General features: G+C 73.5%; 22 protein-coding genes. 9 read left to right on the forward strand and 13 right to left on the reverse strand.

Features of this window, described 5'->3' with window-relative positions; translation table 11 throughout:
* The first annotated feature begins 65 nt into the window (after positions 1-65).
* On the forward strand, positions 66-1427 hold the full coding sequence (locus amrb99_RS09440; protein ID WP_190854797.1) for a ferredoxin reductase family protein: 1362 nt from the start codon (positions 66-68) through the stop codon (positions 1425-1427).
* Between the two features lie 83 nt (positions 1428-1510).
* Here the strand turns inward: amrb99_RS09440 and amrb99_RS50840 are convergent, their stop codons facing one another.
* A complete protein-coding gene (locus amrb99_RS50840; protein WP_241755396.1) occupies positions 1511-1696 on the reverse strand; it encodes a hypothetical protein in 186 nt (61 codons plus the stop codon).
* A gap of 19 nt (positions 1697-1715) precedes the next feature.
* Between amrb99_RS50840 and amrb99_RS50845 the strand changes: the two genes are divergently transcribed.
* From amrb99_RS50845 to amrb99_RS09455, 3 genes are all read left to right on the forward strand, one after another.
* Positions 1716-1946, forward strand: coding sequence for an FMN-binding protein (locus amrb99_RS50845; protein ID WP_347256610.1), 231 nt, complete (start codon positions 1716-1718; stop codon positions 1944-1946).
* Positions 1939-2727, forward strand: coding sequence for an FAD:protein FMN transferase (locus amrb99_RS09450; protein WP_190854811.1), 789 nt, complete (start codon positions 1939-1941; stop codon positions 2725-2727). Before amrb99_RS50845 ends, amrb99_RS09450 begins: the two co-directional genes overlap by 8 nt.
* A 79-nt stretch (positions 2728-2806) precedes the next feature.
* The gene (locus tag amrb99_RS09455) at positions 2807-3190 is read left to right on the forward strand and encodes a BlaI/MecI/CopY family transcriptional regulator (RefSeq protein WP_190854813.1); all 384 of its coding nucleotides are present in this window, start codon (positions 2807-2809) and stop codon (positions 3188-3190) included.
* Positions 3191-3254: 64 nt separating this feature from the next.
* Here the strand turns inward: amrb99_RS09455 and amrb99_RS09460 are convergent, their stop codons facing one another.
* Complete coding sequence (locus amrb99_RS09460) at positions 3255-4628, reverse strand: glycosyltransferase family 4 protein (protein WP_347256611.1); 1374 nt, start codon at positions 4626-4628, stop codon at positions 3255-3257.
* Positions 4629-4912: 284 nt separating this feature from the next.
* Here amrb99_RS09460 and amrb99_RS09465 point away from each other — a divergent pair, with 284 nt between their 5' ends.
* Complete coding sequence (locus amrb99_RS09465) at positions 4913-6202, forward strand: HD-GYP domain-containing protein (RefSeq protein WP_190854815.1); 1290 nt, start codon at positions 4913-4915, stop codon at positions 6200-6202.
* Positions 6203-6436: 234 nt separating this feature from the next.
* On the opposite strand, the gene amrb99_RS09470 is transcribed toward amrb99_RS09465, so the two are convergent.
* Together amrb99_RS09470 and amrb99_RS09475 are read right to left on the reverse strand one after the other, a co-directional pair.
* Positions 6437-7225, reverse strand: coding sequence for an ABC transporter ATP-binding protein (locus amrb99_RS09470; protein ID WP_190854817.1), 789 nt, complete (start codon positions 7223-7225; stop codon positions 6437-6439).
* Entirely contained in the window at positions 7222-8301 is a 1080-nt protein-coding gene (locus tag amrb99_RS09475) for an ABC transporter permease (RefSeq protein WP_190854819.1), read from the reverse strand. Before amrb99_RS09475 ends, amrb99_RS09470 begins: the two co-directional genes overlap by 4 nt.
* 166 nt (positions 8302-8467) lie before the next feature.
* On the opposite strand from amrb99_RS09475, the gene amrb99_RS09480 reads away from it, so the two are divergent.
* Positions 8468-9694 (forward strand): sensor histidine kinase, encoded by a 1227-nt coding sequence (locus amrb99_RS09480; protein WP_190854821.1) that lies wholly within the window; start codon positions 8468-8470, stop codon positions 9692-9694.
* Positions 9691-10329, forward strand: a complete 639-nt coding sequence (locus amrb99_RS09485) for a response regulator transcription factor (protein ID WP_190854823.1) — start codon at positions 9691-9693, stop codon at positions 10327-10329. The genes amrb99_RS09480 and amrb99_RS09485 overlap by 4 nt, the downstream gene beginning before the upstream one ends.
* Positions 10330-10338: 9 nt before the next feature.
* On the opposite strand, the gene amrb99_RS09490 is transcribed toward amrb99_RS09485, so the two are convergent.
* Positions 10339-11463, reverse strand: coding sequence for an enolase C-terminal domain-like protein (locus amrb99_RS09490; protein WP_190854825.1), 1125 nt, complete (start codon positions 11461-11463; stop codon positions 10339-10341).
* A gap of 154 nt (positions 11464-11617) precedes the next feature.
* Between amrb99_RS09490 and amrb99_RS09495 the strand changes: the two genes are divergently transcribed.
* Positions 11618-13420: a thiamine pyrophosphate-requiring protein gene (locus amrb99_RS09495; RefSeq protein WP_190854827.1), complete on the forward strand. Its 1803-nt coding sequence runs from the start codon at positions 11618-11620 to the stop codon at positions 13418-13420.
* A 90-nt stretch (positions 13421-13510) separates the two neighbouring features.
* Here amrb99_RS09495 and amrb99_RS09500 read toward each other — a convergent pair whose 3' ends face one another.
* The 7 genes from amrb99_RS09500 to amrb99_RS09530 form a co-directional block, all read right to left on the reverse strand.
* On the reverse strand, positions 13511-14155 hold the full coding sequence (locus amrb99_RS09500) for a class F sortase (protein WP_190854829.1): 645 nt from the start codon (positions 14153-14155) through the stop codon (positions 13511-13513).
* A complete protein-coding gene (locus amrb99_RS09505) occupies positions 14152-14958 on the reverse strand; it encodes a hypothetical protein (protein ID WP_190854831.1) in 807 nt (268 codons plus the stop codon). The genes amrb99_RS09500 and amrb99_RS09505 overlap by 4 nt, the downstream gene beginning before the upstream one ends.
* Before the next feature lie 228 nt (positions 14959-15186).
* Positions 15187-17337, reverse strand: a complete 2151-nt coding sequence (locus tag amrb99_RS09510) for a trehalase family glycosidase (protein WP_190854833.1) — start codon at positions 17335-17337, stop codon at positions 15187-15189.
* A 26-nt stretch (positions 17338-17363) separates the two neighbouring features.
* Positions 17364-19385 carry a beta-galactosidase gene (locus amrb99_RS09515; protein WP_190854835.1) on the reverse strand — a complete coding sequence of 674 codons (2022 nt, stop codon included), beginning with the start codon at positions 19383-19385 and terminating at the stop codon, positions 17364-17366.
* Between the two features lie 50 nt (positions 19386-19435).
* Positions 19436-20347, reverse strand: coding sequence for a carbohydrate ABC transporter permease (locus amrb99_RS09520; RefSeq protein ID WP_190854838.1), 912 nt, complete (start codon positions 20345-20347; stop codon positions 19436-19438).
* Positions 20344-21279, reverse strand: coding sequence for a sugar ABC transporter permease (locus amrb99_RS09525; protein WP_190854840.1), 936 nt, complete (start codon positions 21277-21279; stop codon positions 20344-20346). Before amrb99_RS09525 ends, amrb99_RS09520 begins: the two co-directional genes overlap by 4 nt.
* A gap of 1 nt (position 21280) precedes the next feature.
* Positions 21281-22603, reverse strand: a complete 1323-nt coding sequence (locus amrb99_RS09530; protein ID WP_190854842.1) for a sugar ABC transporter substrate-binding protein — start codon at positions 22601-22603, stop codon at positions 21281-21283.
* Between the two features lie 102 nt (positions 22604-22705).
* On the opposite strand from amrb99_RS09530, the gene gcvPA reads away from it, so the two are divergent.
* Entirely contained in the window at positions 22706-24070 is a 1365-nt protein-coding gene (gene gcvPA, locus amrb99_RS09535) for an aminomethyl-transferring glycine dehydrogenase subunit GcvPA (RefSeq protein WP_190854845.1), read from the forward strand.
* 30 nt (positions 24071-24100) lie between these two features.
* Here gcvPA and amrb99_RS09540 read toward each other — a convergent pair whose 3' ends face one another.
* Entirely contained in the window at positions 24101-25303 is a 1203-nt protein-coding gene (locus amrb99_RS09540) for an RNA-guided endonuclease TnpB family protein (protein ID WP_190854848.1), read from the reverse strand.
* Positions 25304-25320: the final 17 nt, after the last annotated feature.

Below are 25320 nucleotides of genomic sequence, written 5' to 3' on the forward strand. Positions count from 1 at the left end.
CTCAACCGGGCTGTTCCCCCCTGAATCAGAAGGAACGCAGAAACTCGGTTGGCAGGGTGGCCCGCATGACCACGACCAGGCATGACATCAGGCGCCCAGCGCCGCCGGCGCCCCGCGCCGCGGCGTGGCGCGTCCCGTCCTCGTGGCCGCAGGTGCTGATCTACGCCGGCGCGGCGGCCGTGCTGCTGCTGTGGTGGCACGGGACCCGGTCGGTCACCGGCCTGGACGGCTGGCTGACCGAGGCGGGCCGCGTCACCGGGCTGCTGGCGGGCTACGGCTGCGCCGTGCTGCTCGCGCTGATGGCGCGGATCCCGGCACTGGAACGGGGCGTCGGCACCGACCGGCTGGCCCGCTGGCACGCGATGGGGGGCCGGTACACGGTCTCCCTGATCTGCGCGCACGTCCTGTTCATCATCTGGGGATACGCGGTGACGTCGCACACCGACGTCGTCCACCAGACCACCTCGATCGTCTTCGGCTACCCCGAGATGCTCAAGGGCACGCTCGGGTTCCTGCTGTTCATCGGCGTCGGGATCACCTCGGCGCGGGCCGCGCGCCGCCGGATGCGCTACGAGACCTGGCACTACCTGCACTTCGCCACCTACCTGGCGATCTTCCTGGCGTTCGGGCACCAGCTCGCCAACGGCGCCCAGTTCGTCTCCAGCCCGCTGGCCAGGGCCGCCTGGTACACGCTGTACATCGGCGTCGCCGTGGTGCTGGCGTGGTTCCGGTTCCTGATGCCGCTCGTGCGGGGCCTCCGGCACGACCTGCGGGTCGCCGCCGTCCGGCCCGAGGCGCCGGGCGTCGTCTCCGTCTACATGACGGGACGGCATCTGGAGGAGCTGCGGGTCCAGCCCGGCCAGTTCTTCCGGTGGCGGTTCCTCACCCGGGGCCTGTGGTGGGCGGCCAACCCGTACTCGCTGTCGGAGACCGCCCGCGGAGGCCGGCTCCGGATCACCGTGAAGGAGGCCGGCGACCACAGCCGGGCCCTCGCACGGCTGCGTCCCGGCACGCGGGTGTGGGCGGAGGGCCCGTACGGCGGGTTCACCGGGGCGCGCCCGCACCACGAGCGGGCGCTGCTGCTGGCCGGCGGTGTCGGCATCACGCCGCTGCGGACGCTGTTCGAGACGCTCCCCGGCGACGTCGTCCTCATCTACCTGGCCCGCAGGCCCGAGGACCTGGCGCTGCGCGGCGAGCTCGACGCGATCGCCGCCGCGCGCGGCTCCCGCGTCCTGTACTTCGTGGACGAGCCGGCCGGCTATTCGCTGCCGCTGCACGGGCGGGCGCTGCGCGGCCTGGTCCCGGACATCCGGCACCGGGACGTGTACCTGTGCGGACCGCCCGGCATGACCGACGCCGCGTTCCGGGCGCTGAAGCAGGCGGGCGTGCGCCGCCGCCACATCCGCAACGAGTCGTTCGAGTTCTGAGAGGGCCGTCCCATGCGCAGAGCATTGATCGCCACGGGGTCGACCGTCGCCGGCGTCGCCCTTCTCCTCGGCCTCAAGCCGCATCACAGCGAGGTGACGGGGGTGTCCTCGTCCGCGCCGCAGAGCAGCGCGCCCGGCACCGCCAGCGGCTCCTCGTCGGGGTCCTCGGGGTCCTCGGGGTCGTCCGGGTCATCCGGGTCCTCGGGGTCGTCCGGGTCGTCGGGCGGGACGTCCGCGAAGACCGGCGGCACGTTCAAGGGCGACGTCATCGACACCCGGTACGGCCCCGTGCAGGTCGAGATCACCACGTCCGGGGGGAAGCTGAAGGCCGTCCGCGTCCTGCAGGTGCCCTCGGAGAACGGGCGCGACCGGGAGATCGCCGGCTTCGCGGTACCGCAGCTCACCCAGGAGGCGCTCAAGGCGGGCAACGCGCACATCGACGCGGTGTCCGGCGCCACCTACACCAGCGAGGGCTACATCCAGTCGCTGCAGAGCGCATTGGACGCCGCCCATGTCTGAGTCGATCCGGCACGTCGAGCACGTCATGGGGACGGTGTTCTCGTTCGACATCCGCTCCCCCCGCACCCCGGAGATCACCGTGGCGCTCGCGGGGGCCGTCGCGTGGCTCCACCACGTCGACCGCGTGTTCTCCACCTACCGCGAGGACAGCGACGTCTCCCGGCTGGCGCGCGGCGAGATCGACCTGGCCGGCTGCGACCCCGACGTGGCCGGCGTGCTGCGGCGATGCGACGAACTGGAGCGCGAGACCGGCGGGGCGTTCAGCGCCAGGGCGGACGGGCGGCTCGACCCGAGCGGCCTGGTGAAGGGCTGGGCGATCGAGCGGGCGTCCGCGATCCTCCACGACGCCGGAGCCCGCGACCACTGCGTGAACGGCGGCGGCGACATCCAGCTGCGCGGCGAGGCCGCCCCCGGCGAGCCCTGGCGGATCGGCCTCGCCGACCCCGCGGACCCCGCGGCCCTGGCCGCCGTGGTGTCCGGCACCGACCTCGCCATCGCGACCTCCGGCACCGCCGAACGCGGCCACCACATCGTCGACCCGCGCACCGGGCGGCCCGCCGCCGAGCTGGCCTCCCTCACCCTCGTCGGACGGCACCTCACCGAGGTCGACGCGCTCGCCACCGCCGCGTTCGTCATGGGCGGCGCGGCCCGCGAGTGGGCGTCCGCGCGCCCCGGCGTCGAGGCGTTCGCCGTCGCGCCCGACCGGACCCGCTGGTGGACGCCCGGTTTCGAGCGCCTGGCGCTGCTGCCCGCCGCGCCCGGTGCGCCGGGAACGCGCTGATCCGCAGCCTTAGGGCGCGGACCGGGTAGGTTGGGAGCGCCGTACCGTACCGCCGCGAACCGCACGAGAGGGACAGCCCATGCCCAGCCCCGCAGGCGACCGGCGTGCGAAGGGCGGCCTCGAGGCCGAGGTCCTGGCGGTCCTGAAGGGGTCCGGCGAACCGCTCACCCCCCGTCAGGTCGGGGAGCGGCTGGCCCGCCCGCTCGCCTACACGACGGTGATGACCGTCCTGGCACGGCTGCACGAGAAGGGCCAGGCCGGACGGGAGCGCGCGGGACGCGGCTACGCGTACACGTACCGGCGCGACGAGGCGGGCCGCAGGGCCGCGCAGATGAAGCGGCTCCTCGGCGGCGAGGACCAGCACGCCGACGTCCTCGCGCACTTCGTCGGCGAGCTGTCCCCCGAGGACGAGGACGTCCTGCTCCGGCTGCTCGGCGGCGACCCCCGCGAGCAGCCGTCCTGACGGCACGGCAGCCAGGCGGCACGGCGGCGGGACGGCACGGCGGTTGGACGGCGGGGGCGCCGCGCTAGAGCAGCCCGGCCTCCTTCTCCGGAACGCGCGGCCTCGCGGGACGCCGCGCGTGGACGGGCCTGACCAGGTCGTCGAGCAGCGCGTCCCATTCGGCGCCGACCGCCTCCGGCGTGTAGCGGGCCGTCGCGCCGACGGCCTGCTCTCCGAGCCTGGCGCGCAGCCCTTGGTCGTCCATCATCCGGCCGATCGCCGACGCGAGCGCCGGCACGTCGCCGTCCTTCACGAGCAGGCCGTCGACGCCGTCGGTGAGCAGCTCCCGGGGACCGGTCGGGCAGTCGAACGACACCACCGCGAGGCCCTTGCTCATCGCCTCCAGCAGCACCAGCGGCAGCCCCTCGTACCGCGAGCTGAGCACGAAGATCGACGCCTTCGCCATCGCCGTGCCGATGTCGCCCGTCCGGCCCATCAGGAACGCGCTGGACGACAGCCCCCGGCGGTCGATCCGGCGCTGCAGCCGCTGCCGCCACGGGCCGCCGCCGTAGATCCGCAGCGTCCAGCCCGGATGGTCCGCCGCGACCCGCTCCCAGGCGTCCAGCAGCAGGTCGAAGCCCTTCTGCCGGACGAGCCGGCCGGCCGCGAGCACCGTCCGCGCGGCGGGGTCGGCGGGCCCGCCGTCCAGCTCGGGCAGCGCGTTCGGGATGCACACCAGCCGCCGCGCGTCCGGCAGCTCGCGGCGGTACCCGGCCAGGTCGGTCGCGGTCAGCGTGACGACCGCGTCGAGCCGCCCGTACCGGCGCAGCACCCGCTCGCGGACGGCGGGCCGGTGGCAGCCGAGGTTCATGTGCTCCTGCCCGACCGTGCGCACCTCCGGCGGCGCGAACACCGCCGCCGCGAGGTTCAGGCTCGGCCGGGTGGTGATCAGCAGGCCGGTGCGCAGCGACCGCAGGAACCGGATGAGCAGCAGGTCCGTCCAGAGCGAGCAGCGCCGGTAGGACGGCTCGCCGACCGGGACGAGCAGGCTCGGCAGCCGCGACAGCACCCGGCGGGCGAGGCCGCGCGCCCCGCCGGGCGGCGCCACCCGGTCGTCGAGGCTGGACACGCGGACGCCGTCCGGGATCGGGAAGCTCGGCCGGCGCAGCTCCCGGATCAGCCCGACGACCTCGACCTCGCGCTGCCGCGCGAGCTGCCCGGCGCAGTTCAGCACGGTCCGGACCGTGCCGCCCGCCCCGTAGGCGTGCTGGACCAGGAAGACCACCTTCCGGGCCGTCGCGGCGGGCGCGCGCCGCGCCCGCCGCCGGTTCGCCGGGCGCAGCAGCAGCAGCGCGAGCGGCTCCAGCATCGCGGACAGCGCCCGCACGGCCGTCCTGCCGCCCCATCGCACCGCGCGCCGCAGCACCGTCCCGCGCTCGCGGCCACCCGCCCCGATCACGACATCCGCCCCCCAACGGAGCGAAGCGCCCAGGCTTCACCCCGCTCGACCTACTACCGGTTACGTAGTACTACATGCCCCGGCGACCGGGACCGCATCCAGGCATTACCCCGATTGCTCCCGAACGTGCCGTAAACGATCGAGGGTCGGAGCGCGGCCGTCCGGTGCCGGACGGGTGCGTTCCGCATTCGGCGCATCGCCCCATGGCGAACTCAAGGTGGCGTATGCTTTTGGTGATCGCTCGACCACACAGAGTGATCACAGTCGACTCCCCGGGGGACGGCATGCCTGGACTGCCCCGCGCCGCCTGGCTCTACGTCTGCGTGGTCATCGCCCTGGCGGCGGTCCTGATCGGCGCGTCGTCCCCCGGGGGCGTCGATCCGCGCGTGCTGGTCGCGCTGGTCGCGCTGTTCGTCCTCTGCGACTCCCTGCCGGCCCGGCTGACCGTCGAGCGGGCCCGGATGTCGCTCGGCTTCGCGGTGAGCCTGGCGTCCGTGGTGCTCCTCGGCCCGGCGGGCGCCGCGCTCGTCGGGCTGAGCGCGGTGGCGACCGGGCAGCGCGGGGTCGCCCTCGTCAAGCGGCTGTTCAACGGCGCGCAGTTCGCGGTCGGCGGCTACGCGGCCGGGGTGGTGTTCCGCGCGCTCGGCGGCGCCCGGTTCGAGCCGGGGCAGGCCGGCTGGGTCTGGGACGCGCTCGGCCCGTTCGTCGGCGCGCTGCTGACTTTCGTGCTGGTCAACCTCGTCCTGACCTCGGGCGCGCTGCTGCTCAGCGGCGAGTCCGAACCCGGCGAGATGGTGCGCGACAGCGGCCAGCTCGCGGGGGTGTGCGTCGGGTACGGGATGTACGGGCTGCTGATCGCGGGCCTGTGGCCGGCGCTCGGGCCGCTGGTCGCGGTGCTGGTGCTGCTGCCGCTGTTCGTCACCCGGTGGGCGCTGGAGCAGACGTTCGGGCAGCGCCGCGCCTACGACGCGACGCTCGCCGCGCTGTGCCAGGCCGTCGAGACCAAGGACCCGGCGACCCGCGGGCACTCCGAGCGGGTGTCGCGCGGCGCCGTGATGATCGCGCGGCAGATCGGGATGCGCCCGGAGCGGGTCGAGGCGATCCGGTACGCGGGCATGCTGCACGACATCGGGAAGATCGGCGTCCCGACGAAGATCCTGCGCAAGGGCGGCGGCCTCACCGAGGAGGAGTTCGCCGCGATCCAGCTGCACCCGATGCGCGGGCTGGAGATCGTCCGCGAGATCGGGTTCCTGGACGAGGCGCTCGCCGGGATCATGCACCACCACGAGAAGATGGACGGCGGCGGCTACCCGATGGGCCTGGTCGGCGACGAGATCCCCGAGTTCGCCCGGGTGATCGGCGTGGCGGACGCCTTCGACGTGATGACCTCCGCCCGCCCCTACAAGGACCCGATGCCGGTCGGCGACGCCCAGCGCGAGCTGCGGCGCTGCGCGGGCAAGCACTTCGACCCGGTGATGGTGGAGGCGTTCCTGCGCGCCCTGGAGACGCACGGCTGGGAGCCGCAGCGGGAGCAGCGCGTCGACACCGGCCACGAGGAGCCCGCCGGCCGCTGACGCCCGCGCGCGTGGCGGCCGGGCTCTCGCCGCGATGCCGCCTGACCTGGGGTTTCCGTACCGAGTCCGCTCGCCGAGTTTGCCCGTCCTGGGGCATAGGGCGCGCTCGTCCGGAGACATCGCCCTTGACGCATCGTCGGACGGAACGGGTGGTGAACGTGCGCGCCAGGCGTGGACACAGGGCGGCGGGCCCGAACTGGCCGCTGCTGCTGGGACTGATCGCGACCGGGTTCCTCATCTACCTATGGGTGTGGGCGGCGACGCAGGGCGGCCCGCCGTGGCCGCCCCGGTGACCTGGCCGTCCGCCGCGCCAGCGGTCTCCGACAGTCGGCCGTCCCGCATCGACCAGACCCGGTCCACCGCGTCCAGCTGGGCGAGGTCGTGGGTGACCATGACGGTGGCCACGCCGCGCTCGCGGGTGAGACGGGCGAGCAGGGCGACGACCGAGGCGCCCCGCTCGTGATCGAGCGCGCTGGTGGGCTCGTCCACCAGCAGCACGCGCGGGTCGTTCATCAGCGCGCGGGCGATGTTGACGCGCTGCCGCTCGCCGCCTGAGAGCTGGTGCGGCCGCTTGTGCTCCAGCCCGGCCAGCCCCACCGCCGCGAGCAGCTCGCGGGCGCGGTCGGCGGCGGCGCGGGCCGAGCGGCCCGCCATGTGCGCCATCACGGTCAGCTGGTCGAGCGCGGTCAGCGCGGGCAGCAGGTTGGGCTGCTGGAACACGACGCCGATGTGGTCGCGGCGCAGCCGGGTGCGCTCGGCGGGGCTCAGCCCGGCGGCGTCCCGTCCCGCGACGGCGACCGTGCCGGACGCCGGGGCGATCAGCAGCGCGGCGACCGCGAGCAGGCTCGACTTGCCGGACCCGGACGGGCCGGCGACGGCCGCGAACTCGCCCGCCGCGACGTCCATCGTCACGTGGTCGAGGGCGGTCAGCGTGCGGTCCCCGTCGGGGTAGGTCAGCACGACGCCGGTGAGGGCGAGTCCGGCCGGCGCGGTGCTCGCCGGGCGATTCGGCGGGGTGTTCATCGGGCGGCTCCCAGTGCGGTCAGCGGATCGACGGCGGTGATCTTCCGGACGGCGAGGGCGGCCCCGGCGGCGCCGAGCACGATCATGGCGGCGACCGGCAGGACGGTGGTGCCGGCCGACACGACGAACGGGACGCGGCCCGCGACCGCGGCCCCGGCCAGCCCGCCGGCCAGGCCGCCGGCCCCTGCCCCGGCCAGCAGCACCAGGACGGCCTGCGCGAGCGCGTCGCGCAGCAGGTAGCCGGTGCTCGCGCCGAGCGCCTTCAGCACGGCGACGTCGCCGCGGCGCTGGATCGTCCAGACGGTGAAGAACGCGCCGATGACCAGCGCCGAGATGGCGAGCAGGAACCCGCGCATCAGTTGCAGCGACCCGTTCTCGGCGCTGAACGACGGGATCGCCGACCTCGCGTCGCGAAGCGCGACGGCGGTGGTGCCGAGCCGCGCGTCGGCGGCCCGCAGGTCCGGGCTCCCGTGCGTGCGCAGCAGCAGGACCGTCGCGGCCTCGCCGCCGCCCTGCGGGTCCACCGCCCGCCAGTCGGCGAGCGCCAGCCAGGCGACCGGGGTGTGGCTGTACGACGCGTCGCCGCGGACCCCCGCGACGGCGAGGGAGCGCCCGGCGACCTGGATCCGTGCGCCCGCTGCGAGGCCGGTGCGGTCCGCCAGCTCTTTCGACAGGACGGCCTGCCCGGCGGCCGGGGCGCCGCCGCCGGCCTTCCCGCCGGGAGCCACGCCGAAGAAGGCGGCGGGCACGCCGCGTTCCCCGCCCGAGCCGTAGGACAGGCGGCCCATGGCGATGCCGAGCGGCTCGGCCGTCACGCCGGGGACGTCCCGCCAGCCGTCGAGCGTCCGCTGGTCGATCCGGCTGTCGGAGAACGAGGGCTTCCCGTCCGCCGACGCGGCGGTGCCGAACGCGACGCGGTCGGCGGGCAGGCCCTCGACGGCGGAGCCGCTGTCCCTGGCGAGCCCCGCGGTGAGCCCGGACAGCATCGTCACCAGCAGCGTGATGAGCAGCACCACCGCGCCCATGAGCGCGAACCGCCCCTTGGCGAAGCGCAGGTCCCTGAGCGCGACGAACACCGTGCGTCCCCCCGTTCTTCGGTGATCTGGACGCTTCCAGCCTCCGCCGCGCGCGCCCCCGGGCGCATCGTCCGCGCGCACCGCCGGACCGCCTTACTCCGGACGGTCCCGGATCCACCTTTCGATCGATTCCGGGGACCGTCCGGTCGCCTACGCTGGGTGAGAAATGAGGGACGATCCGTTCTCGCCGGCGGTGCGGCTGCTCGGCTGGGCCGTGCACGGCACCTTCCTGGTGCTGCTCGCGATCGCCCTGGTCCGCGTGGCGCACGCCGGCCTGGCCTGGGCCACCGCGGGCGGCGTGCTGCTCGGCATCGCGTACGCGGCCGCGGTCGTCCCGCGACTGCGCGAGCACCGCACCCGTCCGGCGCTCGCGCGCGCGTGGCTGGGGCTGATCAGCGCGGGGTGGGTCGCGCTGGCGCTGGCGTCCCCGGACTTCGTGTGGCTGGCGTTCCCGCTGTTCTTCGCCTACCTGCACCTGCTGCCGCCGCCGGCGGCGCTGCCCGGGGTGGCCGTGCTGACGGGCGCGGCGATCGCCGCGTCCGCGTGGCACGGCGGCGGGCCGACGCTCGCCGAGGTGCTCGGCCCCTGCATCGGCGCGGCCGTGGCGACGATGATGGCGCTGGCGTACGGGGCGCTCTACCGGGAGAGCGAGCGGCGCCGGCTGCTGATCGAGGAGCTGGTGCGCACCCGGGAGCGGCTCGTCCGCGCGGAGGCGGGCGCCGCTCGGCTCGCCGAGCGCGAGCGGCTCGCCCGGGAGATCCACGACACGCTCGCGCAGGGCATGTCGAGCATCATCCTGCTGCTGAGGGCCGCGCGCCGCGACCTCGACCACGCCCCGGGCGCGGCGCGCGGACGGCTGGACGAGGCGGAGAAGGCCGCCGCCGAGAACCTGGAAGAGGCCCGCACGTTCGTGCGGGGGCTCGCGCCGCCCGTCCTGCAGCGGTCGTCGCTGACGGACGCGCTGCGCCGCGTCACCGAGTCGGCGGGCGCGCGGTCCGCCGCCCGGATGCGGTTCGAGGTGTCCGGGACGCCCGCCGGGCTCCCGACCGAGTACGAGGTGGCGCTGCTGCGCATCGCGCAGGGCGCGCTCGGCAACGCCGGCCGCCACGCGGCCGCCCGGAACGTCGGCGTGACGCTGACCTACCTTGACGACATGGTGGTGCTGGACGTGTTCGACGACGGCCGCGGCTTCGACCCGTCCGCCGCCGCCCCCGCCGAGCCGGACGTGCCGGGCGAGCCGGACGTGCCGGGCGAGGGCACCGGCTACGGGCTGCGCGCCATGCGGGACCGGGCGCGCGCGCTCGGCGGGACGCTGACCGTCGAGTCGGCGCCGGGCGAGGGGACGGCGGTGGTGGCGAGCCTGCCGCTGCCCGCCGGGCCGGAGGACCGATGAGCGACCCGATCCGGATCCTGCTCGTCGACGACCATCCCGTGGTCCGCTCCGGCATCCGCGCCATGCTGCTCGACCAGCCCGACTTCGCGCTGGTCGGCGAGGCCGCGACCGGCGAGGAGGGGGTCGCGGAGGCCGCCCGGCTGCGCCCCGATGTCGTCCTCATGGACCTGCAGCTCGGCGCCGGGCTGCACGGCGCCGAGGCGACCCGGCGGATCACCTCGGCGGGGCCGCGCCCGCCGCACGTGCTGGTGCTGACGACGTTCGACTCCGACTCCGACATCCTCGCGGCGATCGAGGCGGGCGCGACCGGCTACCTGCTCAAGGACGCGCCGCCGGAGAAGCTGCACGCCGCGATCCGGTCGGCCGCCGCCGGGGACAGCACGCTCGCGCCGTCGGTCGCGTCCCGGCTGCTGGGCCGGATGCGGGCGCCGTCGGCGAGGCTGACCGGGCGGGAACTGGAGGTGCTCGGCCTGGTCGCCGAGGGCCTGTCGAACCGGCAGATCAGCAAGCGGCTCTTCCTCAGCGAGACGACCGTGAAGACGCACCTGGTGCACATCTACGCGAAGCTGGAGGTCGACTCCCGCACCGCCGCCGTGGCGGCCGCCACCCGCAGCGGCCTGATCCGCCCCCGCTGACCGCCCGGCTCAGGTGGGGCCGTGGACGCGGTACTTGGCGGCGTCCGCCCACTTGACGTCCAGTCCGAGTCCGGGACGGTCCGGGTCGGGCCGCAGCGCGCCGCCCTCCGGGCTGAGCGTCCCGTCGAAGACCAGGTCCTCGAAGCGGACGTGGTCGTGGAAGTACTCCAGGTGCCGCAGCCGCTCGACGGCGCAGAACGCGTGCGCCGACACGGCCGGGGCGCAGTGCGCGGACAGCCCGGTCTGCCGGGCCGCCGACAGGCCCGCGACCTGCAGCAGCCCGGTGACGCCGCCGCAGCGTGTCACATCGGCCTGCAGGCAGTCCACGGACGGGCCGTCCAGCAGGTCCGCGAAGTCCTTCAGCACGAACCCGTACTCGCCGGCGGCCACCTCGAGCCGCCCTGGCCCGTGCTCGCGGACGAGCCGCAGCCCCTCGGTGTCGTCTGAGCTGACCGGCTCCTCGAACCAGCGCACGTCCCATTCATCGGCGAGGCGGCGCGCCCAGTACAGCGCCGCCTTGCGGGTCAGCGCGCCGTTGGAGTCGACGAACAGGTCGGGGTCGGGCCCGATCGCCTCGCGGACGGCGGTCAGCCGGCGCGGGTCGTCGTCCGGCGACCGGGAGATCTTCAGCTTGACGCGGGGAACGCCCTGCTCGACCCAGCCGGCGAGCTGCCCGGCGAGCCGGTCGAGCGGGTAGTTGGTGAAGCCGCCGCTGCCGTAGACGGGGACGCGGTCGTGGAAGCTCGGCAGCACCTGGAACAGGGGGCGGTCGAGCAGCCGGGCCTTGAGGTCCCACAGGGCGATGTCGACGGCCGACACCGCCATCGCGCCCGCCCCCGGCCGGCCGGCGTTGCGGATCGCGGCGAACATCCGGTGCCAGGTCGCGGCGGGCGCGAGCGCGTCGGCGCCCCGCACGAGCGGGGCGAACGTCGACTCGATGAGCGTCGCGACGGCGGTGGCGCCGTAGGTGTAGCCGATCCCGGTCCGGCCGCCCGCCCGCGCCTCGACGAGGACCATCGTCGTCGACTCCCAGCGCAGGGTGCCGTCCTCCTCCGCGCCGTCCGGGCCGTCCGTCGGCACCGTGAACGCGTGGACCGTGATGCCGTCGACGGGTATGCCGCTGCCCGTGCCCATCGGCCGCTCCCCTCTCGGTTCCGCCTCTAAGTACCGCCGGGAACGGCGGCGAAACGGTCCGGGCCGCCGCGGCACCGCTCCCTGTTTGCCTTGCCCTTCCTCGGGGACGTGGCGAAGGACGGCACACGCGCACCGACCGACGTCTGGAGAGATCATGGGGCAGCAGGTAGCCGACTACGTGCTCGAGCGGCTGCGTGAATGGGGCATCGAGCGGGTCTACGGATACCCGGGCGACGGCATCAACGGCATGCTCGGCGCGTTCGACCGGGCGAAGGGCCGGCCGGAGTTCATCCAGACCCGGCACGAGGAGATGGCCGCGTTCATGGCCTGCGCGCACGCCAAGTTCACCGGCGAGGTCGGGGTGTGCACCGCCACGTCCGGACCCGGCGCGATCCACCTGCTGAACGGCCTCTACGACGCCAAGCTGGACCACCAGCCGGTCGTCGCGATCATCGGGCAGCAGAAGCGGCTGTCGCAGGGCAGCCACTACCAGCAGGAAGTGGCGCTGGAGAACCTGTTCGCGGACGTGTCGGAGTTCGTGCAGATCTGCATGGACCCGGGGCAGATGCGGCACATCATCGACCGCGCGTTCAAGACCGCGCTCACCACCCGCGGCGTGGCGACGATCATCATCCCGGAGGACGTCCAGGAGAGCGACGCCGTCCCGTCGCCGCCGAAGGAGCACGGCGCGGTGTACTCCAGCGTGGGGTGGAGCCGGCCGCGCATGCTGCCGAACCCGGAGGAACTGCGGAAGGCCGCGGACATCCTCAACGAGGGCAAGAAGGTCGCGATGCTGATCGGGCAGGGCGCGGCGAACGCGGAGGCGGAGGTCATCGAGGTCGCCGAGCTGCTCGGCGCCGGGATCGCCAAGGCGCTGCTCGGCCGCGAGGTCGTCCCGGACGACCTGCCGTTCGTCACCGGCCCGATCGGGCTGCTCGGCTCCAAGGCCAGCGATGAGATGATCATGAACTGCGACGTGCTGTTCATGATCGGGTCCAGCTTCCCGTACGCCGAGTGGCTGCCGGACGAGGGCAGCTGCAAGGGCGTCGAGATCGACATCGACGGCCGGATGATCGGCATCCGCTACCCGATGGACGCGCACGTCGTCGGCGACGCGAAGGAGACGCTCACGGAGCTGATCCCGCTCCTGAAGCGCAAGAAGGACCGGTCCTGGCGGGAGAAGATCGAGGAGAACGTCCGCGCCTGGAACACGGTGATGGACAAGCGCGCCGCGCAGTCCTTCGGCGGCAAGATCAACCCGCAGGCGGTCGCGCACGAGCTGTCGCCGCTGCTGCCGGACGGCGCGATCCTCACCGCCGACTCCGGCTCGGCCACCAACTGGTGGGCCCGGCACATCAAGCTCCGCGACGGCATGAAGGCCTCGCTGTCCGGGACGCTCGCGACGATGGGGCCCGGCGTGCCGTACGCGATCGCGGCGCGGTTCGCGTACCCGGACCGTCCGGTGATCTGCTTCGTCGGGGACGGCGCGTTCCAGATGAACGGCATGAACGAGATGCTGACCGTCAAGCGGTACGCGGACCGGCTGGCCGGTTCACCGCCGCTGGTCTTCTGCGTGTTCAACAACCAGGACCTCAACCAGGTCACCTGGGAGCAGCGCGCGATGGGCGGCGACCCGAAGTACCCGGGCTCGCAGACGATCCCGGATTTCCCGTATGCCAAGTTCGCCGAGCTGGCGGGGCTGAAGGGCATCTACTGCGACGAGCCGAAGAAGGTCACCGACGCCTGGAAGCAGGCGCTGTCCAGCGACCGCCCGGTGGTGCTGGAGTTCGTCGTGGACAACGAGATCCCGCCGATCCCGCCGCACATCATGAGCGACCAGGCCAAGAAGACCGTCAAGGCCGGCTTCAAGGACCCGCAGAAGTTCGGCATCGCCGAGCGCGGCTTCCGGCAGAAGCTCACGGACCTCTACGAGAGCCTCCCCGGCCGCAAGCACTGACGGCCGCCGCGCTTCGCCGGCCTGCGGCGAGCCGTCGTCATGCGCGGTGCCAAGACGACGGCTCGCCGCACCCCATCGTGCGGCGGTGGATCAGTGTGCGGCGGTGAGGTGCGCGAACGCGACGGTGTTGTCCCTGTAGTGGCGGGCGGCGGGGTCGAACCGGCCGCCGCAGGTGATGAGCCGGAGGGACGGCCCCGCCGTGTCGGCGTACACCGTCCGCGTCGGGAAGGCGTCCTTCGGGAAGCGGCGGACGGCGTCGACGGTGAACACCGCCGTCGTCCGGTCCGCGCGCCGCACCCAGACGGTCTGGCCGGGGCGCAGCCGTCCCAGCCGGAAGAACACCGACGGCCCCGCCGCCGAGTCGAGATGCCCCTCGATGACGGCGGTGCCCGCCTCCCCCGGCGTGACGGAGCCGGTGTACCAGGCGGGCTCGTCCTCGTGCGGGGGGCGGGGCGGTCGCAGCGTGCCGTCGGACCGGAGCCCGGCCCGCCCGACGCGGGCGCGGACGCCGAGCGCGGGGATCGTGAGCCGGGTCGGCGCCGCGGCGGGCAGCGCGAGGGCGTCCGCCGCCTCCGGTTCCCGCGGCGGAGCCCAAGTGGGCGCCGCGGGCGGTGCCTGCGGCGCCCGGTCCCGCTGCCCGGCGACCGAGGCCGCGACGGCGGCGGCCCCGCACGCGACCGCCGCGAGGCTCAGCCCGAGGGCGCGGCGGTCGCCGCGGAAGAAGGCGGTCCTCATGCGGGCCGGAACGTCGCGCGGTCCCGCCGCCGGACGAACAGGACGCGCGCGAGCGCCCCGGCGCCGAACAGCACCGCGCCCGCGCCGAACAGCCACGCGCCCGTGGCATCCCTGGCGACGGCGGTGGAACCGGTCCCCGTCCCGGCGCCGCCCGCCGGGACCGCTTTCAGCACGCCGCAGAGCGCGGGCGACGTCACGGCGAGCGGCAGCGAGGGCACCAGCTCGCTCTTCTCGTTCCGGGCCTTCCGGCCGAGGGTCCTCGGGTCGTCACCGTGGACGACGACGACCGCGATGCCCTTGTGCAGGGAGGCGACGGCCGCCGGGCTCAGCGTGATCGTCCGCTCGTAGCGCACGCTCGGCCCCTTCGGCGCGTTGTTCAGGTTCGTGCCCCCCTGCGGGGTGATGTCCCCCTTCACCGAGAGGGTCGCCTGGATCGGGCCGTAGTACGGCCTGCCCTCCGCCGTACTGATGACGCCGTCGCCGTTCCGGTCGGCGGACGCGGGCGGGCACATGCCGCGGGCGCCGCCGTGGATGTGCTGCAGGTGCGGGTACGGCCTGCCGTCGAGCGTCGCCGCGAGCCCGGAGTACCGCTCGGTGATCGTCGCGGTGCTCCCGCGCAGCCGCAGCGTCAGCCGTCCGGAGCCGGTCTGGTGGTTCAGGGGCCGCAGCCGGGCCTGGTACGTGACGGTGCCCGCGCCGGTCGACCCTCCTCCGGCCGGGCCTCCTCCGGCCGGCGCCGCCGACGCTGCTGGGGCCGTCGCCGTCAGCGCCAGGCCGGCCGCACCGCCGAGCGCCAGCGCCACCCGCCCACCCCGCGACCGAATTGCTCCTTTTATCCGCATTCCTGCCCTTCCCCCCGGCGCCGCCCATCGCTTGGTGATCGCAGGGGAATTGCCCCGGCACAAAGCCCGCTAATGCGCATCGGGCTCACAGGAACGGCAAAATCCGGCGGACCGGAGCGGGCACCGCCGCCCGGCCGCCCGTGCGGGCGGCCGGGCGACCACCGGTGCGGGCGGCCGGGCGGCCACCGGTCAGCCGAGTTCCAGGAGCAGCGCCGCCGACCAGCTGAAATTGGTGGAGTTCAGCGCCGCGCCGGTCAGCGGGTCGTAGTTCTCCGCGATCGGGGCGTCGCCGAGCAGGCCCGCCGCCGAGCCGCGCAGCCGGTCCGCGAGGGACGCCGCGTCCCGCCGGTAGCCGTACCGCTGGAGCCCGGCCAGCGCGAAGTACGCCTGGTCGAGCCAGACGGGCCCGCGCCAGTACTCCTCGGGCGCGAAGTACGGCGAGCTCTTCGCCACCGTCGCGAACGGCACCTTCGTCGCGAACTCCCCCGGGTCGGTGAGCTTCCCCCGGACGGCGGCGGCCTCGGCGCCGCCCGCGACGCCCGCCCACAGCGGGATCGCGCCCTCGATGCCCCGGCCCCGCTCGGTGAGGCGCCGGCCCGAAGCGAGGTCGGTGTCGTAGAAGTAGCCGGTCGCCGGGTCGTACATCGCCTCGCGGACGGCGGCGGTGACGGCGCGCTGCCGGGCCGTCCAGCGGTCGGCGTCGGCGCCGCGGCCGAGCCGCCGGGCGATCGCGGCGAGGTAGCCGTCCTCGGCGGCGAGGTAGGAGTTGAGGTCGACCGACTCCTGGTTCAGCGAGTAGCCGACGAGGCGCCCGCCCGCGTCGCGGTTCTCGACCACGCCGGTGCCGAGCGCGGCGTCGAAGCGCGGCGCGTTGTCCATGCCGCTCTCCCAGGCGGCGGCCTGCCGGGCGTCCTCCGGCGTCGCGTTCGCGGGGTCGACGGTGGCGCCGTACTCGGCGAGGCCGTCGTGGTCGTGGTCCCGGTCGCGGTACCACCAGTCGTGGTAGGCGACGAGCTTCGGGTACATCTCGCGCAGGAACGCCGCGTCGCCGTTGCGCTGGTAGACCTCCCAGACGGCCCAGGCGGCGAGCGGCGGCTTGCTGTTGCGCTCGTTCCAGTTGCCGCCGCCCTGCGCGGGGTCGTTGTAGAACACGCAGTCGGGGATCATGCCGGCGTCCTGCGGGCGGTCCTTGGAGTCCGCGCGGACCTGGTAGTCGAACATCGACCTGATCTGCGACTCCGCGAGCGCGGGCGCGAAGCGGGCGGTGCCGACGGCCTGCTTCCAGGTGTCCCAGGCCCAGAACCCGCCGGTGAACCACTTGTAGGTGATGGACGGGGTCATCCCGCCGTGCTTGAGCATCCCGGCGGGACCGCGCCAGTTCGTGACCAGCGTCTCCAGCGACTTCACGGCGAGGCGGCGGCGGTCCGCCGGGACGCCGCGGGTCACGGCGGCGACGTAGCCGCGCCAGCGCTCGTCCGTCGCCGCGATCACCCGATCGGGATCGCGCAGCGGCGCGGCGGTGTCCTCCCGGCTCCGCTCGGCGGCAGTGAAGGTGTAGCTCTCGGTCCAGGCCAGCGCGGACGACCGGTGCGGCGCGACGGTCAGCGGGCGGGCCAGGTCGGTGCGGTAGGCGTCCCCGGTGACGGTCGTACGGACGGGCCCGTCGTGCCGGACCTCGAACCGCTCGGTGCCGCCGGTGAGGTAGTCCCACGTCTTCCTGACCTTGGCGAACGCGACCGCGACGCCGTCCGCGGTGGCGTGCAGGGACGGCGCGCCCCGCATCGGCTCGGCGTCGGGGCGCAGCAGCTCGCCCGTCCAGCCGACGTGCAGGGTCCGCGGGGCGCGGCCGGTGTTCGCCACCGACGCCCGGACGAGCGCGGTGCGGTCGGACGCGAACCGCAGCTCCAGTGTGAGCCGCAGCCCCGGCAGGTCGTAGGTCTGGCGGAGCGCGCCGGGCAGCGAGGTGAAGCGCGGGTTCGCCGCGGACGCGAGGTCGATCTCCTTGCCGTTCTCGCTGAGCGTGATGCGGCTGAACGCCTTGCTCAGCCACCACGGATACTCCTGCGCGATGTACAGCGGCCCCGTGAAGCCGCCGTAGGTGGACGTGTCGCCGGGCTTCGGCAGGGCGTAGGCGTGCCAGGCGCCCTGGTCGGCGAACACGTTGACGTCGCTGACCTCGGGCGGCAGGGCCTTCACCGGGACGCCGTGCAGGTCGAGCACGTCGGCGTAGCCGGCGGGGCCCGGCGGCCGGGGAGGCGGGGCGGCCTCGGCGGCGCCCACGGGGAGGACGAGTGCGGAGCCGAGCGTCAGCCCGGCCAGGACATGCAGCGATCGACGCATGACGACCTCTTCGGAAGGGGGTGGGTTCAGGCGCGTGCGGTCTTGACGACCGCCGCTCCGTACGGGGGAAGGCGCAGGGACCGGCGGACGCCGGCGCCGGTCAGCAGGTCGGTTCCGTCCGGCGCGGGCGTCTCGCGCTCCTCACCGCTCTGGTTGAGCAGGAAGTAGTAGGAGTGGCCGGACCCGTCGCGGCGGGTGACCTCGACGCCCGGTGCGGCGTTGAGCACGGGGCGCACCCCGGCGTCGGCGAGCGCCTCGTCCAGCACGGCCCCGATCGCGTCGCCGAGGTGGCAGCCGACGTACCAGGCGCGGCCCTCGCCGTGGGCATTGCGGGTGACCGCAGGTCGGCCCTCCAGCTCGCCGGACAGGTAGGTGCCCGCGACGTCGGCGGTCAGCGGCTCCAGCCACTCGCTCCACAGCGTCGCGGCGGCCCGCCGCCCGCCGATCTCCACCGGGACGGACGCGTCGTCGGGCACGGGCCAGAACTCGTCCACGACGACGCCGAGCACGTCGCGCAGCGGCGCCGGGTAGCCGCCGAGGTGGACGTGGTCGTGCTCGTCGACGATGCCGCTGAAGAAGCCGCACACGAGCCGCCCGCCGCCGGCGACGTACGAGGTGAGCCGCGCGGCCGTGGCCTCCGCCGTCAGGTACAGGTTCGGCGCGAGGACGAGCCGGTACCCCGCCAGGTCGGCGTCCGGCGGCACGAAGTCGACGGCGACGTTGCGGTCCGCCAGGGCGGCGTACCACGTCCGGACGAGGTCGCGGAGCCGGAGCCGGGCGGACGGGCGGTCGTCCAGCTCCAGCGCCCACCAGGAGTTCCAGTCCAGGACGATCGCGACGTCCGACGCGATCCGGGTGCCCGCGACCTCGGCGAGCCGGGCGAGGTCGCGGCCGAGCGCCACGGTCGCGGCCCACTGCCGTCCCTCGGTCCCGCGATGCGGCAGCAGCGCGCTGTGGAACTTCTCCGCCCCGGCCCGCGACGCCCGCCACTGGAAGTGCAGGACGCCGTCCGCGCCGTGCGCCACCGTCTGCAGCGACCACAGCCGCGCCAGCGCGGGCGGCTTCGGCACGTTCACCGGACGCCAGCTCACCGCCGACGGCGCCTGCTCCATCAGCAGCCACGGGCGGCCGCCCTTCAGCGACCGCATCAGGTCGTAGTTCATCGCCGCACCGACGTGCGCCTCCGGATCCGCCGGATCCGGATACGCGTCGTCGGACACCACGTCCTCGTGCGCGGCCCACGTCCAGTAGTCGAGCGGCTTGAACATCGACATGAAGTTCGTCGTCACCGGCACGCCGGGCGTGACCTCGTCGAGCTCGGCCTTCTCCCGCAGGTAGCAGCCGAGGAGCGCGTCCGAGCAGAACCGCCGCCAGTCCAGCGCCTGCGTCGGGTTCACCGGGCCGGGCGCGGTGCGCGGCGGCTCGATCTCCTCGAACGTCCCGTAGCGCTGCGACCAGAAGTCGGTGGCCCACGCGGCGTTCAGCGCGGCGACGTCGCCGTACCGGTCGCGCAGCCAGCACCGGAAGTCCGCCGCGGACGCCTCGCAGAAGCACTCGGTGACGTGGTCGCCGTACTCGTTGTGGACGTGCCACATCGCCAGCGCCGGATGGTCCCGGTACCGGGCGGCGATGGTGCGCGCCAGCCGCGCCGCCGCGTCCCGGTACACCGGGGACGACGGGCAGTAGTGCTGCCGGGACCCGAACTCCAGCCGCACCCCGTCCGCCGTGACCGGCAGGATCTCCGGACGCGCCCGCACCAGCCACGCCGGCGGGGACGCCGTCGCGGTCGCGATGTCGGCGGCGACGCCGTGCTCGGCGAGCAGGCCGAGGACCCGGTCGAACCAGCCGAAGTCCCACTCGTCCGGTCCGGGTTGCAGCCGCGCCCAGGAGAACACGCCGACCGTCACCAGCGTGACCCCGGCCTCCCGCATCAGCCGGGCGTCCTCCGCCCACACCTCCTCGGGCCACTGCTCCGGGTTGTAGTCGCCGCCGTACAGCAGCCCCGGCACCCGCGTGACCCCCCGCACCCCCCGGTTCGCTTCGCTCATCCCTGCTATCGGCGGGGGGACGACCCCCCGCACCCCCCGGTTCGCTTCGCTCATCCTTTGACCGCCCCTCCCAGCAGGCCGGACACGAACTGCTTCTGGAACAGGAAGAACAGCAGCATCACGGGCAGCGTCGCGAGGAACGAGCCGAGGATCAGCCCCGCGTAGTCGACGTGGCTCTGCCCGATGAGCGTGTACAGCGCGACGGGGGCGGTGTACTTGTCCTCGGTGTTCAGCATCAGCAGCGGCCACAGGAAGGCGTTCCACTGCGTCATGAACGAGAAGATGACGAGCGCGCCGAGCTGCGGCCGCACCACCGGCAGCACGATCCGGTAGAAGATCCGCAGGTCGCCGGCACCGTCCATGCGGGCCGACTCGATCAGCTCGTCCGGGAAGCCGAGGAACGCCTGGCGCATCAGGAAGATGCCGAACGAGTTGGCGAGGAACGGCAGGATCACCGCCTGGTAGGTGTCCACCCAGCCGAGGCTCGCCATCATCTGGAACAGCGGGACGAGCAGCACCTGGAACGGGATCATCATCGTCGCCAGCACCAGGCCGAGCAGCAGCCCGCGGCCCCGGAACCGGTACTTGGCCAGCCCGTACCCGCACATCGCGGAGATCAGCGAGCTGAGCACCGTGTACACGACGGAGACGCCGACGCTGTTCAGCATCACCCGGCCGAAGCCGATCGAGTGCTGGAGCGCGACCAGGTTGTGCAGCAGCCGCCCGCCCGGCAGGAACGGCGGCGGCGACGCGAACAGCGCGGCGTTGTCGCGAGTCGAGGCGACCACCATCCAGTAGAACGGGAGGGCGCTGACCAGCGCGCCGGCGGTGAGCGCGAGCACCGCGGCGGCGCGGCCGAGCAGGCGGACGCGGCGCGGCGCGGGCGGCCGGATCCGCGTGCGCGGCGGTGTGCGGGGCGGCGTGCGCGGGGGTGTGGACGCCCGCGCGGGCAGGGAGGTCATCGCGACGCGTCCTTCCCGAGGAAGCGGAACTGCGCGTACGAGATCAGCCCGATGATCAGGACGACGACCCAGGCGATGGCCGCCGCGTAGCCGAAGTCCAGCTGCTCGAAGCCGACCTTGTACAGGTAGAGGACCGGCGACATGGTGGCGTTGCCCGGCCCTCCCTTGGTGAGCACGTAGTTCTCGTCGAACAGCTGCAGCGTGCCGATCGTCGAGGTGACGAGGCAGAACAGGACGACCGGCCGCAACTGCGGCAGCACCACCCGGACGAACGTGGTCGCCGGCCCCGCGCCGTCGATCGCGGCGGCCTCGTACTGCTCCCGGCCGATGCCCTGCAGCCCGGCGAGCAGGATCACCGCGTTGTAGCCCGTCCACCGCCAGGTGATCGAGCCGATCAGCGCGATCCGCGCCCAGCCGGGGCCGTTCAGCCAGTCGACGCTCGGCAGCCCGACGGCGGTGAGCGCCTGGTCGACGAGGCCGTCGTCGGTCTTCAGCAGGACGCGGAACACCACCGAGTAGGCGACCAGCATCGTCACGGCGGGCAGGAAGCAGGCGATCCGGTACGTCGCGCGGAACCGCAGCCACGACTGGTTCAGCCCGTACGCCATCGCGAGCGCCAGCGCGATCATGACCGGGACCTGGACGACGAGGATGAGCGCGATGTTCCGCATCGACGTCCAGAAGACGGGGTCGTGCATCATCCGGCGGTACTGCGCGAGCCCGACCCAGGTGGTGACGCCGTCGCGGTCGGCGGTGAAGCTCTGGTAGAGCCCGGCGAGCAGCGGATAGGCGAAGAACACGCCGAACAGCGCCGCCGCCGGGCCGGCGAACATCCACGGGGCCGTCCGCGAGGTCCGCCGCCGCCCGCGCGCGGAGGGCGCCTTCGTCCGGGCGGCCGCGGCCGGTTTCCGGGCCGTCGTCTGCTGCGCCATGTCAGCCGGCGATCCGCCGGCCGGTGGCGGCGGCGATCTGCTTGGCGGCCGAGTCGAGCGCCCGCTTCGGATCCTCGCCGTGCAGGACGATGCCGGAGATCGTGCCGTTGACGATGTCGCGGGCCTTCGGCATGTCCTTGGTGTCCTCGACGGGCGGGACGCTGCTCTCCAGGTCGGCGAACGTCTTGAAGACTGGCTGGCCGCCGTAGTACTCCTGCGGGGCCGTGACGTACGGGTCCTTGAGGGCGGGCAGGTAGGCGGGGAACAGCCCCTCGGTCCTGAGCATGGACACCTGGTTCGCGGTGTCCGCGAGCATGAACTCGACGAACGCCCAGGCCGCCGCCGCGTTCTTCGTCTGGCCGCTGACGGCGAGGGCGGACCCGCCGTCGTTGGACGTCCGCACGCCGCCGGCGTCGAACGCGGGCAGCGGCACGACGCCGAACTTGCCTTTGAGCTCCTTCATCTCATCGGTGAGGGTGCCCGACCACCACACCGCGTACGGGGTGGTCGCGACCTTGCCGGCCTTGGTGGCGGCGACGAGGCCGTCCCAGCCCTTCTCGAACTGGATGAGGCCCTTGCCGGCGAGCGTCTTCAGCAGCGTCGCGGCGCGCACGCCCTGCTGGTCGTTGACGGCGATGAGGCCGTTCTTCATGTAGTGCTGGCCCTGCTGCTGGAGCAGCATCGGGAAGACGCTGTCCTCTTCGGGGTCCATGACGAGGAGCTTCTTGCCCGTCCTGGCCTTGATGCGTTCGCCTGCGGCGACGTAGTCGTCCCAGGTGCGGATGGAGGCGGGGTCGACGCCGGCGTCCTTGAGCATGTCGGTGCGGTAGAAGAGGGCGCAGGGGCCGCTGTCCCAGGGCAGCGCGAAGACCTTGCCCTTCTCGTCGGTGACGTACTTCCAGGCGGCCTGCGCGAAGCTCGTCCGGTACCGCGCGGCTAGCGCGGTGACGTCGTAGAGGCCGCCGGGGAAGACGCCGATGTAGCCGGGCAGCCGGCCGCCCTCGACGGTGAGGACGTCGGGCAGGCCCTTGCCCGACTTCAGCCCGACGGTGATCTTGTCGTAGGCGTTGTCGTAGCCGATGTCGACGACCTCGACCCGCACTCCGGGGTGCCGCTGTTCGAAGGCGGGCGCCAGCCGCTTGAGCGCCTTCGCCGCCACGTCCCACGACCAGACGCTGACGGTTCCCTTGATCTGGCCGGACGCGGCCGAGCTCAGCGCGGGCCCGGCCTTGCGGACGCCGCCGGTCGCGCAGCCGGTGGCCGCGAACAGCGTCGAGACGACACCGGCGGTCAGCACCGTCCGCCGCTGGATGCCCGTCGCCATCTTGCCTCCAAGTGGATGCAGGGATAATGCTGTATACAGCACACTGCATCATGTGTTTTCGTCAAGAGGTCCGACGAGAAAGCGACGAAAGCGAGGGAGCGCGTGGGCGTTCACCCGTACATCCCGAACTCCGTGCCCGCGGTGAAGGCGGAGATGCTGGCCGCCGTCGGCGCCGCCGACGTCGCGGAGTTCTACGCGGACGTGCCCGAGTCCATCCGGCTCGGCCGCCCGCTCGACATGCCCCCGCCGCTGCGCTCGGAGGCCGCGCTCGTCCGGCACGTCGGCGGGCTGCTGGCCCGCAACACCGGCACCGGCGACGCCCTCAGCTTCCTCGGCGCGGGCTGCTACCGGCACCACGTCCCGGCGGTCGTCGACGAGGTGGTCAACCGCAGCGAGTTCCTCACCGCCTACGCGGGCGAGCCCTACGAGGACCACGGCCGCTTCCAGGCGCTGTGGGAGTACCAGTCGCTGATGGGCGAGCTGCTGGAGATGGACGTGGTGAACGTCCCGGTCTACGACGGGTACCAGGCGTCCGCGACGGCGCTGCGGATGGCCGGCCGGATCACCGGCGCGCGGCGGCTGCTGCTGGTCACCGCCGTCGCCGCGGACAAGCTCTCCAAGATCGAGGACTACGTGCGGCCGGTGCACGACGTGGTCGTCGTCCCGGTCGACGCGTCCACCGGGCTGGCCGACCTCGCCGCCGTGCGGGCGGAGCTGGCGGCGGGCGACGTCGCCGCGGTCTACGCGGAGGCGCCGTCGGCGTCCGGCATCATCGATCCCGCGCTGACGTCGCTGGCGGACCTCGCGCACGGCGCGGGCGCCCTGTTCGTCGCCGCATGCAACCCGATCTCGCTCGGCGTCGTCGCGCCGCCCGCCGCCTACGGCGCCGACATCGTGTGCGGCGACATCCAGCCCCTCGGCATCCACATGGCCTACGGCGGGCTGAACGGCGGGTTCATCGCCACCCGCGACGAGGAGCGGTTCGTCGCGGAGTTCCCGTCGCGGCTGTTCGGGCTCGCGCCGACCCGCGTCGAGGGCGAGTACGGGTTCGGCGACGTCGCCTACGACCGCACCTCGTTCGCGCTGCGCGAGGAGGGCAAGGAGTGGGTCGGCACCGCCGCCGCCCTCAACGGCATCACCGCCGGCGTCTACCTCGCGCTGATGGGCCCGCAGGGCATGCGCGAGGTCGGCGAGACGATCATGGCGAACACCCGGTACGCGCTGGACCGGCTCGCCGCGGTGCCCGGCGTCGAGACGCCGTACGCCGCCGCGCCGCACTTCGCCGACTTCACCGTCCGCTTCCCCGGCTCCCGCACGTCAGCCGAGGTCAACGACGCCCTGCTGGAGCACGGGATCTTCGGCGGTGCGGTGCTGTCGCGGACCGACGCCCTGTACTGCGTCACCGAGGTGCACACCAGGGACGAGATCGACCGCCTCGCCGACACCCTCCAGGAGATCGTGAATTGACTTCCTTCCCTCCCCGAGGAGAGGGGAGTCCTACGGCTCGCGCCGCGGGCGTTTCTGCTTCACGGCCGACTGCGGAAGGGAGGATCCTTGCCGTCTGACATCGGCTCCACAGACATCGCCGGGGGTGTCCCCGGCTACGGCTCGACCAGCCGCAAGGATGTTCTTGGCCGCGTTGAGGTCCCGGTCGTGCCGGGTGCGGCAGCCCGGACACGTCCATGCCCGGGTCGAAAGACTCAACTCCGCCAGCCGGTGCCCGCAGGCCGAGCAGATCTTGGACGAGGGGTACCAGCGGTCGATCACCACCAGGGTGCGTCCGGCCCGCCGGCACTTGTACTCCAACTGCCGCCGGAACTCGCCCCATCCGCAATCGGAGATGGCGCGGGCGACCCTGCGGTTACGCACCATGCCAGAGACGTTCAGATCTTCGATGACGATGGTGTCGGCGTGGCGGACGAGGTTGGTGCTCGTGCGGTGCAGGAAGTCGGTGCGGGCGTTGCGGACCTTGCGGTGCGCACGGGCGACCTTGGCCTTGGCCTTGCGCCGGTTGTTGCTGCCGGGTTGGCAGCGGGCCATGCGCCGCTGGTAGCGGGCAAGGTTGCGCTGCTTGTTCTCCAGGTGCTTCGGGTTGGCGATGCGGTGCCCGTCGGAGGTCACCGCGAAGTCCTTGACCCCCAGGTCGACGCCGAGCCGGTGCCCGGCAGCGGCCATGGGCTCAGGGGCGTCGGTGTCAACGGCGAAGGTGACATACCAGCGGCCGTCGGGCTCCCGGGAGATCACCACCATCGTCGGGTCCAGGGCCGCCAGGTCCACCTCGTCGAAGGACCACACGAAGACCAGCGGTGCGCTGGTCTTGGCCACGCGCAGCTCGCCGTCGCGCATGCGGAATGCCGAACGGGTGAAATGGGCGGACTGACGGGCGTTGCGGTTCTTGAATCGCGGAAAGCGGGCCCGTCCGGCAAAGAAGTTGACGAACGCTGCATGCTGATGCCGCAGCGCCTGTTGCAACGGCACCGAGGACACCTCGTTCAGAAAGGCCAGATTCTCGGTCTTCTTCCAAGCCGTCAGCGCCGCGTCGGCCTCCTTGTAAGAAGTGCGCCTGCCGTCGGCATGCCACGCGCGATGCCGCTCGGCGAGCGTCTTGTTCCACACCAGGCGCACACACCCGAACGTACGGCCGAAGATGGCCGCCTGCTCGGGGTTCGGGTAGGCCCGACATTTGTACGCCGTCCGCATGGCACCGAAGTTACCGA

Source organism: Actinomadura sp. RB99 (genome assembly GCF_014706005.1).
In the GTDB taxonomy this organism is placed as follows: Bacteria; Actinomycetota; Actinomycetes; order Streptosporangiales; family Streptosporangiaceae; genus Spirillospora.

Excerpts from the sequence above, each read along its gene's own strand:
- amrb99_RS09440 (WP_190854797.1), top strand. The coding sequence starts at position 66 with ATGACCACGACCAGGCATGACATCAGGCGCCCAGCGCCGCCGGCGCCC.
- amrb99_RS50840 (WP_241755396.1), bottom strand. The coding sequence starts at position 1,696 with ATGACGTCGCCCTTGAACGTGCCGCCGGTCTTCGCGGACGTCCCGCCC.
- amrb99_RS09450 (WP_190854811.1), top strand. The coding sequence starts at position 1,939 with ATGTCTGAGTCGATCCGGCACGTCGAGCACGTCATGGGGACGGTGTTC.
- amrb99_RS09455 (WP_190854813.1), top strand. The coding sequence starts at position 2,807 with ATGCCCAGCCCCGCAGGCGACCGGCGTGCGAAGGGCGGCCTCGAGGCC.
- amrb99_RS09465 (WP_190854815.1), top strand. The coding sequence starts at position 4,913 with ATGCCTGGACTGCCCCGCGCCGCCTGGCTCTACGTCTGCGTGGTCATC.
- amrb99_RS09470 (WP_190854817.1), bottom strand. The coding sequence starts at position 7,225 with ATGAACACCCCGCCGAATCGCCCGGCGAGCACCGCGCCGGCCGGACTC.
- amrb99_RS09480 (WP_190854821.1), top strand. The coding sequence starts at position 8,468 with ATGAGGGACGATCCGTTCTCGCCGGCGGTGCGGCTGCTCGGCTGGGCC.
- amrb99_RS09485 (WP_190854823.1), top strand. The coding sequence starts at position 9,691 with ATGAGCGACCCGATCCGGATCCTGCTCGTCGACGACCATCCCGTGGTC.
- amrb99_RS09490 (WP_190854825.1), bottom strand. The coding sequence starts at position 11,463 with ATGGGCACGGGCAGCGGCATACCCGTCGACGGCATCACGGTCCACGCG.
- amrb99_RS09495 (WP_190854827.1), top strand. The coding sequence starts at position 11,618 with ATGGGGCAGCAGGTAGCCGACTACGTGCTCGAGCGGCTGCGTGAATGG.
- amrb99_RS09500 (WP_190854829.1), bottom strand. The coding sequence starts at position 14,155 with ATGAGGACCGCCTTCTTCCGCGGCGACCGCCGCGCCCTCGGGCTGAGC.
- amrb99_RS09510 (WP_190854833.1), bottom strand. The coding sequence starts at position 17,337 with ATGCGTCGATCGCTGCATGTCCTGGCCGGGCTGACGCTCGGCTCCGCA.
- amrb99_RS09515 (WP_190854835.1), bottom strand. The coding sequence starts at position 19,385 with ATGAGCGAAGCGAACCGGGGGGTGCGGGGGGTCACGCGGGTGCCGGGG.
- amrb99_RS09520 (WP_190854838.1), bottom strand. The coding sequence starts at position 20,347 with ATGACCTCCCTGCCCGCGCGGGCGTCCACACCCCCGCGCACGCCGCCC.
- amrb99_RS09525 (WP_190854840.1), bottom strand. The coding sequence starts at position 21,279 with ATGGCGCAGCAGACGACGGCCCGGAAACCGGCCGCGGCCGCCCGGACG.
- amrb99_RS09530 (WP_190854842.1), bottom strand. The coding sequence starts at position 22,603 with ATGGCGACGGGCATCCAGCGGCGGACGGTGCTGACCGCCGGTGTCGTC.
- amrb99_RS09540 (WP_190854848.1), bottom strand. The coding sequence starts at position 25,303 with ATGCGGACGGCGTACAAATGTCGGGCCTACCCGAACCCCGAGCAGGCG.